This is a genomic window from Pseudomonas sp. GL_139_B (assembly GCF_057834475.1).
The window spans coordinates 6,235,104-6,249,117 of the sequence record NZ_CM174403.1; the positions used below are offsets into that span (position 1 = coordinate 6,235,104).

The following is a 14,014-nucleotide window of genomic DNA, read 5'->3' on the forward strand; positions in this document are numbered from 1 at the left end:
TGGTTCCTGTCACTGATCCTCAGTGATCGGGTTTAGTAGCCCGTCGTAGTTAAGTCGTACAAGTACTCATTAGTCAGGGCCTCAACCCTGCGCTTGATGGTAGCTGTGCGTAGGGCGCCCTCGGGCGCGCCGATTTCTTAGCTCGTCGGTCTACTAACCTGCGTACAGCTGCCTCCATTACGTTTAGTAGCGGACCGGTCGCAGCCTCATTCAGAGAGAGCTAAGACATGTTCAAAGTCACACCCAACCCACCGGACACCGATCCGGTCTCCCCCTATGAATGCCCCGATTCAAAAAAGCTGAACGACGCCGCCGAGCGCGCCCTCGACCATCACTTCCCACCAACCAAACCGAAACAATCCAAACGCAAAGGCCAGCTCTTCAGCGTTTGCCCCGACATCAACACGGACGCACTGCTCGCCAACGCCTCGGAAGACTCTCGGTCCATCAGCGCCATCGCCGCCGACCTCGCCGACAATGTGGATGGCCCACAACGCTCTGTAGCCCTGGCTCTCAGCCGCATGGCCGATGGTGTGCATCTGCTGATAGATCGGGCGCTGGATGACCTCGACGAGCCGGAAATGGCGGCGATCCTTGCCAGGAAACACAGCCGGGCCAGCTGATCCGCCAGCCATAAAAAAATGGGCACCCAACCTGGTTGGCGTGCCCATTTTTTATCCCGCTTACCCGCTAGGCGGGCAGTCGGCGTGTGTTACGGATTAACGCTGTCTTTCAACGATTTGCCTGGCTTGAAGGCGACGGTGTTGCTGGCCTTGATTTTGACGGGCTCACCGGTTTGCGGGTTTTTGCCGGTGCGGGCTCCGCGGTGGCGTTGCAGGAAGGTACCAAAGCCCACCAGCGTGACGCTGTCCTTGCGATGCAGAGCGCCGGTGATTTCTTCGAGAACGGCGTTGAGAACGCGGTTGGCCTGCTCTTTGGTGAGGTCTGCTTTTTCAGCAATTGCTGCGGCGAGTTCTGGTTTACGCATATTAGTGAAGCCCCTTTGACGGTTTTTTGTTGTTATGTCCGTGCTGCTCTCTGCGGAGCAGCGCCCAAGGTGCCGCAGATGCTCTACTCTGCGGCAGACGGGAGTGAGGATGGCACGCACAGAAGAGCCGCGCCAGTATCGGCGCGTGCTTTGTAGGGGCAAAAGCGGGGTGATTCCGACAGAACGACCGGTATTTACGCCAGCAGTGCCGGAAGCTCTTTGTTGAGGGCCAGTTTTTCCATGACGGCCGTGCCTGTCAGGGCATAACCGAGCAGTTTTCCGCTGGCATCGCGGCATAACACCTTGATGTCGGCGCCCTGCCCTTCGACCGTCCAGACGCCCTCGCTGCCCCGTGGTGGCGGTGATACCACCAACGGACACACCGGGGTTTTCACAGTGATCGGCATCGGGCCGTAGTTCACTGGCGTAGCGTTTCCGGCCAAGGTCTGAGCCAGCGCTCTCGCACAGCTCATCAGCGGCATGACGTACAGCAAATTCAGCCCGTCGACCTCGGCGCAATCGCCCAGCGCGTAGATATTGTCATGGGAGGTTTTCAGGTAACGGTCGACCACCACGCCTCGGTTGACCTGCACACCGGCCGCTGCCGCCATGTCGATACGCGGGCGCAGGCCAATGGCCGAGACCACGACGTCACAAGGAATCACCTGACCGTCGGACAGATGCGCTTCCAGGCCATCAGCTACACGCTGCAAGCGATTGAGCACCGGCCCGAGGTGGAATCGGGCGCCGAGGCTTTCCAGCCCGGCCTGGACGGCGGCCGCCGCTGCCGGGTGCAACAGGGTCGGCATGACCTGCTCGCACGGTGCAACTAGTTGCACCTCGTAACCGCCAAGACTCAGGTCATTGGCGAACTCGCAGCCAATCAGGCCGGCCCCGAGCAGCAACACCCGACGCTTGCCGGCCGCCGCTGCGCGAAAGCGGGCGTAGTCTTCCAGATCGTTGATCGGGAACACACAATCCGATGCGTCGCCTTCGATCGGCACCCGCACGGTTTCCGCGCCCCAGGCCAGAATCAGGTCACGGTAAGTCACCGCTTCCTCACCGATCCACAGGCGCTTGTGGCCCGGATCGATGCCGCTGATGCGCGTGTGCGTGCGCACTTCAGCCTTCAACTGCTCGGCCATCGCGCCGGGTTCGGCCATGCTCAGGCCGTCAGCGTCTTTGTTTTTGCCAAAACCTGTGGAAAGCATCGGCTTGGAGTAAGAACGTCCGTCATCGGCGGTAATCAACAGCAGCGGGGTTTCGCTATCGAGTTTGCGAAACTCCCGGGCCAGGTTATAGCCGGCCAGCCCGGTACCGACGATCACGACAGGTGCGTTCATTCCTTACTCCTCTAAATTGTTTTAAGCAGCGATTTCAATCATTTCGAAATCCATTTTGCCCACGCCGCAGTCCGGGCACAGCCAGTCTTCCGGCACGTCTTGCCACAGTGTGCCCGGCGCAATGCCATCGTCCGGCCAGCCGTCGGCTTCGTTATAGATCAGGCCACAGACCACACATTGCCACTTTTTCATTTGTTTCATCCTCAGGATTCAGGCGTATTGCCGGCGCGAACGGTCGATGGTTGCAGCGCTGCCGTCCGGCTCAGGGCGTTTTGTACTGATCGGGCCCGGCAGATGCAAGCCTGTTCGGCGCAACGGCGGGCCATTTCACTCAATATCGGTGGCTGACATGTTAAGCTCGCCGCCTCATTTGCTGCCAATAATGACTCATTGTGCAACACACAGAATCCCCCTCTCCAGCGCCTCTCTGGCTCTCCCGCAGCGAACTGGCGCCCCTCCCCGACGCCTCTACCCTCGACTGGCTGTTCGACGAAGGCTCGCTGACCAGACGTCTGATTCATCTGTCGAATGATGCCTTCAGCGTCTCGCCTATGTTCGAGGGCTGGCAACCTTTGCGCGCCGACGAATGCGCAGCGCTGGACCTGGCCGAAGGCAGTGAGGGCTGGGTGCGCGAGGTGTATTTGCGCGGTCATGGCGAGGCGTGGGTGTTTGCGCGCAGCGTGGCGGCACGCAGCGCCTTGCAGGGCGATGGTTTGCACATGGACGAACTGGGCAGCCGCTCCCTGGGGGAATTGCTGTTTTGCGATCACGCGTTCCAGCGTCGCGCTATCGAGGTTTGTCACTATCCTCAGGCATGGCTGCCGCAGGGATGCCGGGCACCCGAGCTGTGGGGTCGGCGCTCGCGTTTCGACCGTGGCGCCTTGAGCGTGTTGGTGGCCGAGATTTTCCTGCCGACCTTATGGACCGCCACCCGCGCCCATCCGGAGAACTGCTGATGTACCAGAGCCTGCTCAAGTCCCTGAACCGTTTGAACCCTCGGGCCTGGGATTTCATTCAACTGACGCGTATGGACAAGCCCATCGGCATTTATCTGCTGCTGTGGCCGACCTTATGGGCGCTGTGGATTGCCGGTAAAGGCTCGCCGTCCTTGGCCAACGTGGTGATTTTCGTCCTCGGCGTAGTGCTGACCCGTGCCGGTGGTTGTGTGATCAACGACTGGGCGGACCGCAAGGTCGACGGACATGTCAAACGCACCGCGCAACGGCCACTGGCCAGCGGCAAGATCAGTTCGAAAGAAGCGTTGGTGTTCTTTGCGCTGTTGATGGGCGTGAGTTTCCTGCTAGTGCTGTGCACTAACGCGCCGACGATCTGGTTGTCGCTGGGTGGGTTGGCGCTGGCGTTCACCTATCCGTTCATGAAGCGCTACACCTATTACCCGCAAGTGGTGCTGGGCGCCGCGTTTTCGTGGGGGATGCCGATGGCGTTCACGGCCGAGACCGGTGAACTGCCGGCGGCAGCATGGTTGCTGTGGATCGCCAACCTGCTCTGGACCGTGGGTTATGACACGTATTACGCGATGACCGACCGTGATGACGACCTCAAGATCGGGGTTAAATCCACGGCGATTCTATTTGGCGATGCGGACCGGGTGATCATTCTGACGCTGCAAGGGTTGGCGCTAGGTTGCTTGTTGCTGTCCGGGTCGAAGTTCGAGCTCGGGGGCTGGTTCCACCTTGGTTTGTTGGCGGCGGCTGGCTGTTTCGCGTGGGAATTCTGGTATACCCGCGACAAGGACCGGATGCGGTGCTTCAAGGCGTTTTTGCACAATCATTGGGCCGGGCTGGCGATCTTTGTCGGGATTGTGCTTGATTACGCGCTGCACTGATTCGTAGCCGCTGACGCAGGCTGCGCCAGCGGCTACGGGGGTGCGATCTTTATAGGGCTCGCAACACCTTTTACATATGCTCGCGAACGACGTGCCAGACGTCTTTCATCTTGTCACCCTTCATTTCTCCAGGTGCCTTGTCCTTCTGGAAGTAGTAAAGGGGCTTGCCGCCGTAGGCCCATTGCATCGTGCCATCGTCACGCTTGATGATTGTCCATTTACCTTCAGGCTTGGCACCCGCCTCTGCAATGAACGGTGGCCAGTACTCCGCACACTCACCAGTGCACACTGACTTGCCGCCAGTGTCCTTGTCGAAGGTGTAAAGAGTCATGCCTTTATGGTCGACCATCATGTCGCCTTTCATCATCGCCGGATCGGCCGCGAAGGCTAGGGTCGGCAAGGAAAACGCCGCAGCCAACAGCAAGGCTTTAAAGGAATGCGAGTATTGCTTCATGGAAACCTTCCTCTCGTGGTTGTCAGGATTCGGACTTAGAGCTTAGTCCAGGTTCATGACAATCGCCGTGTGGCTAAAATACTGTCACACGACTGCAATAATTCCGTTATCTAATGCGGCGCAAGACAGTTAAATGACAAGAGGACTAAGGCATGGTTGGCAGGAGCATTCTGATCGTCGACGACGAAGCGCCCATTCGCGAAATGATCGCCGTTGCGTTGGAAATGGCCGGCTATGACTGCCTGGAGGCCGAGAACTCCCAACAGGCCCATGCGATCATCGTCGACCGCAAGCCGGACCTGATCCTGCTCGACTGGATGCTGCCCGGCACCTCCGGTATCGAGTTGGCCCGTCGTCTCAAGCGCGATGAGCTGACCGGGGACATCCCGATCATCATGCTCACCGCCAAGGGTGAAGAGGACAACAAGATCCAGGGCCTGGAAGTCGGCGCCGACGACTACATCACCAAACCGTTTTCCCCGCGAGAGCTGGTTGCCCGCCTCAAAGCTGTGTTGCGCCGTGCCGGGCCAACCGATGGTGAGGCACCGATTGAGGTCGGCGGCCTGCTGCTGGACCCGATCAGCCACCGCGTAACCATCGACGGCAAGCCGGCCGAAATGGGCCCGACCGAATACCGCTTGCTGCAATTTTTCATGACCCACCAGGAACGTGCCTACACCCGTGGCCAGTTACTGGATCAGGTCTGGGGCGGCAATGTGTATGTCGAAGAGCGCACCGTTGACGTGCATATCCGCCGTCTGCGCAAAGCCCTCGGCGATGCCTACGAAAATCTGGTACAAACCGTGCGTGGTACGGGTTACCGGTTTTCAACCAAAGCCTGATCCTGCCCTTACCCGCCCGACAAGCTGACAAGGACGCACGTTTCCGTGAACCAAAACTGGCATGGCACCCTGATTCGCCACATGCTGTTACTGGTCACCGGTTGCCTGGTGATCGGCCTGATTACCGGCTACTACGGCTGGAGCCTCGCCGCAGGGCTGGGCATTTATCTGGCCTGGACCCTCAAGCAACTGCTGCGCCTGCACGAATGGCTGCGCCTGCACACACCCGATGAAGCACCGCCCGATGGCTACGGCCTGTGGGGCGAAGTGTTCGACAGCATCTATCACCTGCAACGCCGCGACCAACGGGTTCGCGGGCGCCTGCAAGCGGTGATCGACCGGGTCCAGGAATCCACCGCCGCGCTCAAAGACGCGGTGATCATGCTCGACAGCGACGGCAACCTGGAATGGTGGAACCGCGCCGCCGAGACCCTGCTCGGCCTCAAGACTCCGCAAGACAGCGGTCAACCGGTGACCAACCTGGTGCGCCACCCGCGTTTCAAGGAATATTTCGAGCAGGACAGCTACGCCGAACCGCTGGAAATCCCGTCGCCGACCAATGATCGCGTGCGCATTCAGCTGTACATCACGCGCTACGGCAACAACGAACACTTGATGCTGGTGCGCGATGTCACGCGTATCCATCAACTGGAACAGATGCGCAAAGACTTCATCGCCAACGTCTCCCATGAGTTGCGCACACCACTGACAGTGATCTGCGGCTATCTGGAAACCCTGCTCGACAATGCCGAGGAAGTTAATCCGCGCTGGACCCGTGCCTTGCAGCAAATGCAGCAACAAGGCGGGCGCATGCAAACGTTGCTCAACGACTTGCTGCTGCTGGCCAAACTGGAAGCCACTGATTACCCGTCGGACAACCAGCCTGTGGCGATTGACGGCTTGTTGCAGTCAATCAAAAGCGACGCCCTGCAGCTGTCCGGCCAGAAAAACCAACGCATCACGCTGGAAGCCGACCCGACGGTTCTGCTCAAGGGCAGCGAAGCGGAACTGCGCAGTGCGTTTTCCAACCTGGTGTTCAACGCGGTGAAATACACGCCGGCCGAAGGCAATATCCGCGTTCGCTGGTGGGCTGATGAACAAGGCGCGCACCTGAGCGTGCAGGACTCCGGGATCGGCATCGACAGCAAACACCTGCCGCGCCTGACCGAACGTTTCTACCGTGTCGACTCCAGCCGCAATTCCAACACCGGCGGCACCGGCCTGGGCCTGGCCATCGTCAAACACGTGTTGCTGCGCCATCGCGCGCGGATGGAGATCAGCAGTGTGCCGGGCCACGGCAGCACCTTTACCTGCCACTTTGCCCCGGCCCAGGTGGCCAAATCACAAGTTCTCAGGACCGCAGACTGATACCGGCCAGCACAGGCCACTAGGCAATCGACCAGTCAGCCGCTACATTGGCTGACTTGCGCCTACCCTTCAGGCACAGCATTTATCCCCCTTTTGAATACACGGAACCCGCAAAACTCCATCATGGACCCTTCCCCTGGCTTGACCCTCGCAACAATATTCGCCGATTTCGGCATGATTCTTTTTGCTCTGATCCTGGTTTTGCTCAACGGTTTCTTCGTTGCGGCGGAATTTGCCATGGTCAAACTGCGCTCGACCCGGGTTGAGGCCATTGCTGACAAAAACGGCTGGCGCGGGCATATCCTGCGCACCGTTCACAGTCAGCTCGATGCCTACCTGTCGGCGTGCCAGTTGGGTATCACCCTCGCCTCCCTCGGCCTTGGCTGGGTCGGTGAACCGGCGTTCGCGCACATCCTCGAACCGATGCTTGAAGCGGTCGGCGTGCAGTCGGCCGAAGTGATCAAAGGCGTATCCTTCTTCGCCGCGTTCTTTGTCATTTCGTACCTGCACATCGTCGTCGGTGAACTGGCCCCGAAATCCTGGGCCATCCGCAAACCCGAGTTGCTGTCGCTGTGGACCGCCGTGCCGCTGTACCTGTTTTACTGGGCCATGTACCCGGCGATCTACTTGCTGAACGCCAGCGCCAACACCATCCTGCGGATCGCCGGCCAAGGTGAACCCGGCCCTCATCACGAGCACCATTACAGCCGTGAAGAGCTGAAACTGATCCTGCACTCCAGCCGCGGCCAGGACCCAAGCGACCAAGGCATGCGTGTATTGGCCTCGGCCGTGGAAATGGGCGAACTGGAAGTGGTCGACTGGGCCAACTCCCGGGAAGACCTGGTGACGCTGGAGTTCAATGCACCGCTCAAGGAAATCCTGGCGATGTTCCGTCGCCACAAATTCAGCCGTTACCCGGTGTACGACAGTGACCGCCAAGAGTTCGTCGGTCTGCTGCACATCAAGGACCTGTTGCTGGAACTGGCGGCACTGGATCACATACCCGAATCGTTCAACCTGGCGGAACTGACCCGTCCGCTGGAGCGTGTTTCGCGGCACATGCCGCTGTCGCAGTTGCTGGAACAGTTCCGCAAGGGCGGTTCGCACTTCGCTGTGGTCGAAGAGGCCGATGGCAACATCATTGGCTACCTGACCATGGAAGACGTGCTGGAAGTGCTGGTCGGCGACATTCAGGACGAACACCGCAAGGCCGAACGCGGGATCCTCGCGTACCAGCCGGGCAAGCTGCTGGTGCGCGGTGATACACCGCTGTTCAAGGTCGAACGCCTGCTGGGCATCGATCTGGATCACGTCGAAGCCGAAACCCTCGCCGGGCTGGTCTACGAAAGCCTCAAGCGGGTGCCGGAAGAGGAAGAAGTGCTGGAAGTCGAAGGTCTGCGGATCATCATCAAGAAGATGAAAGGGCCGAAGATCATATTGGCCAAGGTGTTGATGCTCGACTGATAGGCTGATCCGGATCCGCGATGGCGTCAGATCAGGCAACCCTTTACTGCTTGCCCAACACAAAGTTGGGCAACACCCCTACCGGTTGTTTGAACTGGTACGGAATCGACACCAACCCCAATCCCGTATTGCGCTGTATCACAAAATGCAGGTGCGGCCCGGTGCTGTTGCCGGTATTACCCGACAACGCCAACGCACTGCCCACCTCTACCCGCTGACCCTCTCGAACCCTGACTGAACCTTGCTTGAGGTGTAAATACACGCCCATGGTCCCGTCATTGTGCAGCACCCGCACGAAGTTGCCCGACGGGTTAGTGCCGCGTCCGGTCTGCCCGCTTTCGGTTTTCACTACCACCCCGCCACGCGCGGCGATGATCGGCGTGCCCTCGGGCATGGCGATGTCCATCGCATAGCGATTCTTTGGCCCGAAATGGCTGTAATCACCATTGGCACCCTGACTCACACGAAACGGACCGCCTCGCCAGGGGAACGGGTATCGATAGGCCATGGCGGAGCCTGAGGGGTTGCCCAAGGCATATTTGAACCGTGGGGTGTACACCAGCGGCATTCCGCTCTGCGTCGCGGTGAGCACCGCAACACGAACGCTGCTACGTGCCGGTAAAACCTTGTGAATCGGTATACCCGGCGCGCCGCTGACATTTTTCAATCCGCCGAAACTCACATTGATTTCCACCGGCGCATACAGGTTATTGCGCACGTACACGCTGTGCACGCCGTCCTTCTTCATGACAACCAGGTACACCTGGCGCTCAAGGTGCTCATCCATGCGATCACGAAAAAGGAACACCTCTGAGCCTTTGGTGGGGCGGTCACTGTAGGTGACCACGCCATTGGCGTCGGTGGACTTGTAGACCGTCATGGCCATGGCGGAGGTGGCGACCATGATCAGCCCACAGATAAACAGCAGTCGCGCGAACATGAGCAGGGTTCTGTCGAGTAAGGCCTTGGATTGAGCCTAGCAGCTGCAATGGACCCAGGTAGTCGGCAGATGTTTCAAAATGGGCGACTCAGCAGATGTGTGGTGATTTTGAGGGTCCCTTCGCGAGCAAGCTCGCTCCCACAGGTATTGTGTGAAACCTTGTGGGAGCGAGCCTGCTCGCGATGAGGACCTGTCAGGCGACGAAGATCACGCGCCAGGAATGAAGTGCTTCTGCGCCGTACCCCGGGCAATCAGGCGGGAGATGTAGTCGAGCTTCTGGGCATCCTGGTCGACGAAGCGGAAGGTCAGTTGCAACCAGTCGCTGTCGGGTTTCGGCTCGTGGGCGACAACCGCATGCAGGTAACCGTTCAGACGAGCAATTTCAGCGTTCTCGCCCTGCTCCAGGTCGAGCACGGCGCTGTCGAGTACTTGCGGCAGCATGTCCGTGCGCTTAACCACCAGCAGCGCTTCCTTGATGCTCAATGCCTTGATCACGCATTGCTGGATGCCGCTGGGCAAGCGCAGCTGGCCTTGACCGCGCCCACTGGCAGGCGATGCGGCGGTCGCGGCTTTGACCGGTGGGCTGTTGAGCAAGCCACGAGACGGTGCGGCAGTTGGAGCCGGTGCGACCACGGCAGGTTTGCCACCGGTCAATGCACTCAAGGTATCGCCGCCGAAGGCCGAGTTCATTTTGAGCGGCGTACCGCTCATCAGGGCGTCCAGTTTGCCGACCTTGTTCAGCGCCTGTTTGACCTTGGTCAGCAGCTGTTCGTTGGTGAAGGGCTTGCTGACGTAGCCGGAAACGCCGGCCTGAATCGCCTGCACGACGTTCTCTTTGTCGCCACGGCTGGTCACCATCACGAAGGGCATGGTCTTGAGGTGGTCTTGCTCGCGGCACCAGGTCAGCAGTTCCAGGCCAGACATTTCCGGCATTTCCCAGTCGCACAGGACCAGGTCGAACGTTTCCTTGGCCAACATCGCCTGAGCTTTTTTGCCGTTGATGGCGTCTTCCGTGCGGATGCCCGGGAAGACGTTACGCAGGCATTTTTTTACCAGGTCACGAATGAACGCTGCATCGTCCACCACCAACACGCTGATCTTGCTCATCCACCATCCCTCGAAAAAATCCCGGCAAGCCTACCGTCTTGCTGATGGCACATCGCCAAAAACCTTCAGTCACGCCGGGACTTTTCGTTCGCGGGTGCTGCTTCTAACGTCGAAAGCCACACACAAAAACGCCCGGCCAAAGGACCGGGCGTTTTTCTTGGGCAGTCTTACTTATCGTCAGCTTTGCCCGGAACATTAGCGGTTTCGCCGCTTGTTCCTTCAACTTCTTCTTTCATGCGCTTGAGACCCAGGTGACGCACGTCGGTGCCGCGCACCAGGTAAATCACCAGTTCCGAGATATTGCGCGCGTGGTCGCCGATCCGCTCCAGCGAACGCAGCACCCAGATGATGCTCAAGACCCGCGAGATAGAGCGTGGGTCTTCCATCATGTAGGTCGCCAGCTCACGCAGGGCGGTTTTGTATTCGCGATCGATGATTTTGTCGTACTGCGCCACCGACAACGCCAGGTCGGCGTCGAAGCGGGCAAATGCGTCCAGTGCGTCACGCACCATGTTGCGCACCTGGTCGCCGATGTGACGAACCTCGACGTAACCGCGCGGCGCTTCGCCTTCTTCGCACAGCTGAATGGCGCGGCGGGCGATTTTGGTCGCTTCGTCACCGATGCGCTCAAGGTCGATGACCGACTTGGAGATGCTGATGATCAGACGCAAGTCAGACGCCGCCGGCTGACGACGGGCCAGAATGCGCAGGCATTCTTCGTCGATGTTGCGTTCCATCTGGTTGATCTGGTCGTCGATCTCGCGAACCTGCTGGGCCAGACCTGAGTCGGCTTCGATCAGCGCGGTCACCGCGTCGTTGACCTGCTTTTCCACCAACCCGCCCATGGCCAGGAGGTGGCTGCGCACTTCCTCCAGCTCGGCGTTGAACTGCGCGGAAATGTGGTGGGTAAGGCCTTCTTTACTAATCATGTTGGCGTCCTTGGAGCGTCCGGTAAGGTGCGGTGGGCCGCAGCGTCAGTTCAGTGAGCAACCACAGGCTTCCTAGCCATAACGACCGGTGATGTAGTCTTCGGTCTGCTTCTTCGCCGGATTGGTGAACAGGGTGTCGGTGTCGCCGAATTCCACCAGTTTGCCCATGTACATGAACGCCGTGTAGTCGGAAACCCGCGCGGCTTGCTGCATGTTGTGGGTCACGATGACGATGGTGAACTTCGATTTCAGTTCGTAGATCAGCTCTTCGACTTTCAGCGTGGAGATAGGGTCGAGTGCCGAGCACGGTTCGTCGAGCAACAGCACTTCCGGCTCTACGGCGATGGTGCGCGCGATCACCAGACGTTGCTGCTGACCACCGGACAGGCCGAGTGCCGACTCATGCAGACGGTCTTTGACTTCGTCCCACAGCGCCGCGCCTTTCAACGCCCATTCGACGGCTTCGTCGAGAATGCGCTTCTTGTTGATGCCCTGGATGCGCAGGCCGTACACCACGTTTTCATAGATGGTTTTCGGGAACGGGTTCGGCTTCTGGAATACCATGCCGACGCGACGACGCAGCTCGGCCACGTCTTCGCCTTTACGGTAGATGTTGTTGCCGTAGAGGTTGATCGCGCCTTCGACACGGCAGCCGTCAACCAGGTCGTTCATGCGGTTGAAGGTACGCAGCAGCGTGGATTTGCCGCAGCCAGACGGGCCGATGAAGGCGGTCACGCGCTGTTTCGGGATGTTCATGCTGACGTCGTACAGCGCTTGTTTATCGCCGTAGAACAGGCTCAGGCCCGGCACTTCAATGGCCACGGTTTCCTGTTCAAGACTCAGGCTCTGTTTGTCGCGACCCAGGGCCGACATGTTGATGCCGTGGGTATGTGTTTCGTGCTGCATGGGAGGCTCCCTGTGCTAACAAATTCGGTTCGTTTAACCCCCGGCCTGGTGTTCAGGCCAGGGGCTTACTCAAAATCTTTGTCTGGCGCCGGCCCCCTGTAGGAGCTGGCTTGCCAGCTCCTACAGGGGGCCGTGTCGACCTCAATCAGCTATCCAGCGCTTTGTATTTCTCGCGCAGGTGGTTGCGGATGTAGACGGCCGACAGGTTGAGCGTGGCGATCACCAGCACCAACAGCAGCGCCGTGGCGTACACCAGCGGCCGTGCGGCTTCGACGTTCGGGCTCTGGAAGCCGACGTCATAAATATGGAAGCCCAAGTGCATGATCTTCTGGTCAAGGTGAAGGTACGGGTAGTTGCCGTCCAGCGGCAGCGACGGTGCCAGTTTCACCACACCCACCAGCATCAACGGCGCCACCTCACCGGCGGCGCGCGCCACGGCGAGGATCATGCCGGTCATCATCGCCGGGCTGGCCATTGGCAGCACGATCTTCCACAAGGTTTCCGCCTTGGTCGCGCCGAGGGCCAACGAGCCTTCACGCACGGTGCGAGGAATCCGCGCCAGACCTTCTTCGGTGGCCACGATCACCACCGGCACCGCCAGCAGCGCCAGCGTCAGGGAAGCCCAGAGCAGACCCGGCGTACCGAAGGTCGGTGCTGGCAGTGCTTCAGGGAAGAACAACCGGTCAACCGAGCCGCCCAGCACATAGACGAAGAAGCCCAGACCAAACACGCCGTAAACGATGGCCGGTACGCCTGCCAGGTTGTTCACGGCAATCCGGATAATCCGGGTCAGCGCGTTCTGCTTGGCGTACTCACGCAGGTAGACCGCCGCCAGCACGCCGAATGGCGTCACGATCATCGCCATGATCAACGTCATCATCACGGTGCCGAAAATCGCCGGGAAGATCCCGCCTTCGGTGTTTGCTTCACGCGGGTCGTCGCTGAGGAATTCCCAGACCTTGCTGAAGTAGAAGCCGACTTTGGTCATCGTGCCCATGGCGTTCGGCTGGTAGGCGTGAACCACTTTGCCGATGCTGATTTCGACTTCTTTGCCGTTCGCATCGCGGGCCGTGAGGCTGTCGCGGTTGAACTGGGCGTGCAAGTCATTCAGACGGGCTTCGATGTCTTGATAACGTGCATTGAGCTCAGCGCGTTCGGCATCCATGTCCGCTTGCGCGGCGGCGTCGAGCTTGCCGGCCAGCTCCAGTTTGCGACCGTGCAGACGGATGCGTTCAAGACCTGCGTTGATCGCGCCGATGTCGGTCTTTTCCAGGGTCTTGAGTTGTGCCGCGAGCTTGTTCACGCGATCAACACGCGCCTGCAGTTCCGGCCAGGCCCCTTCGCCTTCAGCGATGACTTTGCCGTCCTGTTTGACGTTGACCAGGTAACCGTAGAAGTTGCCCCACTCGCGACGCTCGATGGTCATCAGCTCAGGTGGCGTCTTTTGGTTGGTCAGCCATTCGCCGACGATCCAAGTGAAGTCGTTGCCATTCAAGTCACGGTTGCCGACTTTGATCAGCTCGCGGGTCATGAACTCCGGGCCCTGATCGGGCACCGGCAGACCGGCGCTTTTCAGGCGCTCACGCGGCACTTCTTCTTTCTGTACCACTTCGCCAATGACCAGGTGATTGGCCTGGCCCGGCACGTCGTAGTTGGCATGAATCAAATCAGCCGGCCAAAAGTGACCCAGACCGCGCACGGCAATCACCGCCAGCAGGCCAATGGTCATGATGACCGCGATGGACACCGCGCCACCGCTGATCCAGACGCCGGGGGCGCCGCTCTTGAACCATCCATTCAGGGAGTTCTGTTTCACAGACTTCTACC

At 59.6% G+C, this 14,014-nt stretch carries 15 protein-coding genes; 6 read left to right on the plus strand and 9 right to left on the minus strand.

Annotated elements, in window-relative coordinates:
- Positions 1–227 precede the first annotated feature (227 nt).
- Positions 228–623 (plus strand): DUF6124 family protein, encoded by a 396-nt coding sequence (locus tag AC3ISI_RS28625; RefSeq protein WP_489334808.1) that lies wholly within the window; start codon positions 228–230, stop codon positions 621–623.
- 89 nt (positions 624–712) lie between these two features.
- On the opposite strand, the gene AC3ISI_RS28630 is transcribed toward AC3ISI_RS28625, so the two are convergent.
- From AC3ISI_RS28630 to AC3ISI_RS28640, 3 genes are all read right to left on the minus strand, one after another.
- On the minus strand, positions 713–988 hold the full coding sequence (locus tag AC3ISI_RS28630; RefSeq protein WP_003213368.1) for an HU family DNA-binding protein: 276 nt from the start codon (positions 986–988) through the stop codon (positions 713–715).
- Positions 989–1,182: 194 nt separating this feature from the next.
- Positions 1,183–2,331, minus strand: coding sequence for an NAD(P)/FAD-dependent oxidoreductase (locus AC3ISI_RS28635; RefSeq protein ID WP_489334809.1), 1,149 nt, complete (start codon positions 2,329–2,331; stop codon positions 1,183–1,185).
- Positions 2,332–2,352: 21 nt separating this feature from the next.
- Entirely contained in the window at positions 2,353–2,523 is a 171-nt protein-coding gene (locus AC3ISI_RS28640) for a rubredoxin (protein WP_007942683.1), read from the minus strand.
- 200 nt (positions 2,524–2,723) lie between these two features.
- On the opposite strand from AC3ISI_RS28640, the gene AC3ISI_RS28645 reads away from it, so the two are divergent.
- Positions 2,724–3,287, plus strand: a complete 564-nt coding sequence (locus tag AC3ISI_RS28645; RefSeq protein WP_489334810.1) for a chorismate--pyruvate lyase family protein — start codon at positions 2,724–2,726, stop codon at positions 3,285–3,287.
- Positions 3,287–4,177: a 4-hydroxybenzoate octaprenyltransferase gene (ubiA, locus tag AC3ISI_RS28650; protein WP_489334811.1), complete on the plus strand. Its 891-nt coding sequence runs from the start codon at positions 3,287–3,289 to the stop codon at positions 4,175–4,177. Before AC3ISI_RS28645 ends, ubiA begins: the two co-directional genes overlap by 1 nt.
- 70 nt (positions 4,178–4,247) lie before the next feature.
- Here the strand turns inward: ubiA and AC3ISI_RS28655 are convergent, their stop codons facing one another.
- Entirely contained in the window at positions 4,248–4,631 is a 384-nt protein-coding gene (locus tag AC3ISI_RS28655; RefSeq protein ID WP_489334812.1) for a COG4315 family predicted lipoprotein, read from the minus strand.
- A gap of 152 nt (positions 4,632–4,783) precedes the next feature.
- On the opposite strand from AC3ISI_RS28655, the gene phoB reads away from it, so the two are divergent.
- From phoB to AC3ISI_RS28670, 3 genes are all read left to right on the plus strand, one after another.
- Positions 4,784–5,473 (plus strand): phosphate regulon transcriptional regulator PhoB, encoded by a 690-nt coding sequence (gene phoB / locus AC3ISI_RS28660; protein WP_007896474.1) that lies wholly within the window; start codon positions 4,784–4,786, stop codon positions 5,471–5,473.
- A gap of 45 nt (positions 5,474–5,518) precedes the next feature.
- Positions 5,519–6,841, plus strand: a complete 1,323-nt coding sequence (gene phoR, locus AC3ISI_RS28665; RefSeq protein WP_489334813.1) for a phosphate regulon sensor histidine kinase PhoR — start codon at positions 5,519–5,521, stop codon at positions 6,839–6,841.
- A gap of 123 nt (positions 6,842–6,964) precedes the next feature.
- On the plus strand, positions 6,965–8,305 hold the full coding sequence (locus AC3ISI_RS28670) for a hemolysin family protein (RefSeq protein ID WP_218439871.1): 1,341 nt from the start codon (positions 6,965–6,967) through the stop codon (positions 8,303–8,305).
- A 43-nt stretch (positions 8,306–8,348) separates the two neighbouring features.
- Here the strand turns inward: AC3ISI_RS28670 and AC3ISI_RS28675 are convergent, their stop codons facing one another.
- From AC3ISI_RS28675 to pstA, 5 genes are all read right to left on the minus strand, one after another.
- Positions 8,349–9,245, minus strand: coding sequence for a peptidoglycan DD-metalloendopeptidase family protein (locus AC3ISI_RS28675; protein WP_489334814.1), 897 nt, complete (start codon positions 9,243–9,245; stop codon positions 8,349–8,351).
- 207 nt (positions 9,246–9,452) lie between these two features.
- Complete coding sequence (locus AC3ISI_RS28680; RefSeq protein WP_489334815.1) at positions 9,453–10,352, minus strand: response regulator; 900 nt, start codon at positions 10,350–10,352, stop codon at positions 9,453–9,455.
- Between the two features lie 167 nt (positions 10,353–10,519).
- Positions 10,520–11,281 (minus strand): phosphate signaling complex protein PhoU, encoded by a 762-nt coding sequence (gene phoU / locus AC3ISI_RS28685; RefSeq protein WP_008150055.1) that lies wholly within the window; start codon positions 11,279–11,281, stop codon positions 10,520–10,522.
- 72 nt (positions 11,282–11,353) lie between these two features.
- A complete protein-coding gene (pstB, locus tag AC3ISI_RS28690; protein ID WP_007942698.1) occupies positions 11,354–12,187 on the minus strand; it encodes a phosphate ABC transporter ATP-binding protein PstB in 834 nt (277 codons plus the stop codon).
- Positions 12,188–12,332: 145 nt separating this feature from the next.
- Positions 12,333–14,003: a phosphate ABC transporter permease PstA gene (gene pstA, locus AC3ISI_RS28695; RefSeq protein ID WP_489334816.1), complete on the minus strand. Its 1,671-nt coding sequence runs from the start codon at positions 14,001–14,003 to the stop codon at positions 12,333–12,335.
- Positions 14,004–14,014 lie beyond the last annotated feature (11 nt).

What these genes read in the sequence shown, in the direction of transcription:
- AC3ISI_RS28625 (WP_489334808.1), top strand. Translation starts at nt 228, where the DNA reads ATGTTCAAAGTCACACCCAACCCACCGGACACCGATCCGGTCTCCCCC.
- AC3ISI_RS28630 (WP_003213368.1), bottom strand. Translation starts at nt 988, where the DNA reads ATGCGTAAACCAGAACTCGCCGCAGCAATTGCTGAAAAAGCAGACCTC.
- AC3ISI_RS28635 (WP_489334809.1), bottom strand. Translation starts at nt 2,331, where the DNA reads ATGAACGCACCTGTCGTGATCGTCGGTACCGGGCTGGCCGGCTATAAC.
- AC3ISI_RS28640 (WP_007942683.1), bottom strand. Translation starts at nt 2,523, where the DNA reads ATGAAAAAGTGGCAATGTGTGGTCTGTGGCCTGATCTATAACGAAGCC.
- ubiA (WP_489334811.1), top strand. Translation starts at nt 3,287, where the DNA reads ATGTACCAGAGCCTGCTCAAGTCCCTGAACCGTTTGAACCCTCGGGCC.
- AC3ISI_RS28655 (WP_489334812.1), bottom strand. Translation starts at nt 4,631, where the DNA reads ATGAAGCAATACTCGCATTCCTTTAAAGCCTTGCTGTTGGCTGCGGCG.
- phoB (WP_007896474.1), top strand. Translation starts at nt 4,784, where the DNA reads ATGGTTGGCAGGAGCATTCTGATCGTCGACGACGAAGCGCCCATTCGC.
- AC3ISI_RS28670 (WP_218439871.1), top strand. Translation starts at nt 6,965, where the DNA reads ATGGACCCTTCCCCTGGCTTGACCCTCGCAACAATATTCGCCGATTTC.
- AC3ISI_RS28675 (WP_489334814.1), bottom strand. Translation starts at nt 9,245, where the DNA reads ATGTTCGCGCGACTGCTGTTTATCTGTGGGCTGATCATGGTCGCCACC.
- AC3ISI_RS28680 (WP_489334815.1), bottom strand. Translation starts at nt 10,352, where the DNA reads ATGAGCAAGATCAGCGTGTTGGTGGTGGACGATGCAGCGTTCATTCGT.
- phoU (WP_008150055.1), bottom strand. Translation starts at nt 11,281, where the DNA reads ATGATTAGTAAAGAAGGCCTTACCCACCACATTTCCGCGCAGTTCAAC.
- pstB (WP_007942698.1), bottom strand. Translation starts at nt 12,187, where the DNA reads ATGCAGCACGAAACACATACCCACGGCATCAACATGTCGGCCCTGGGT.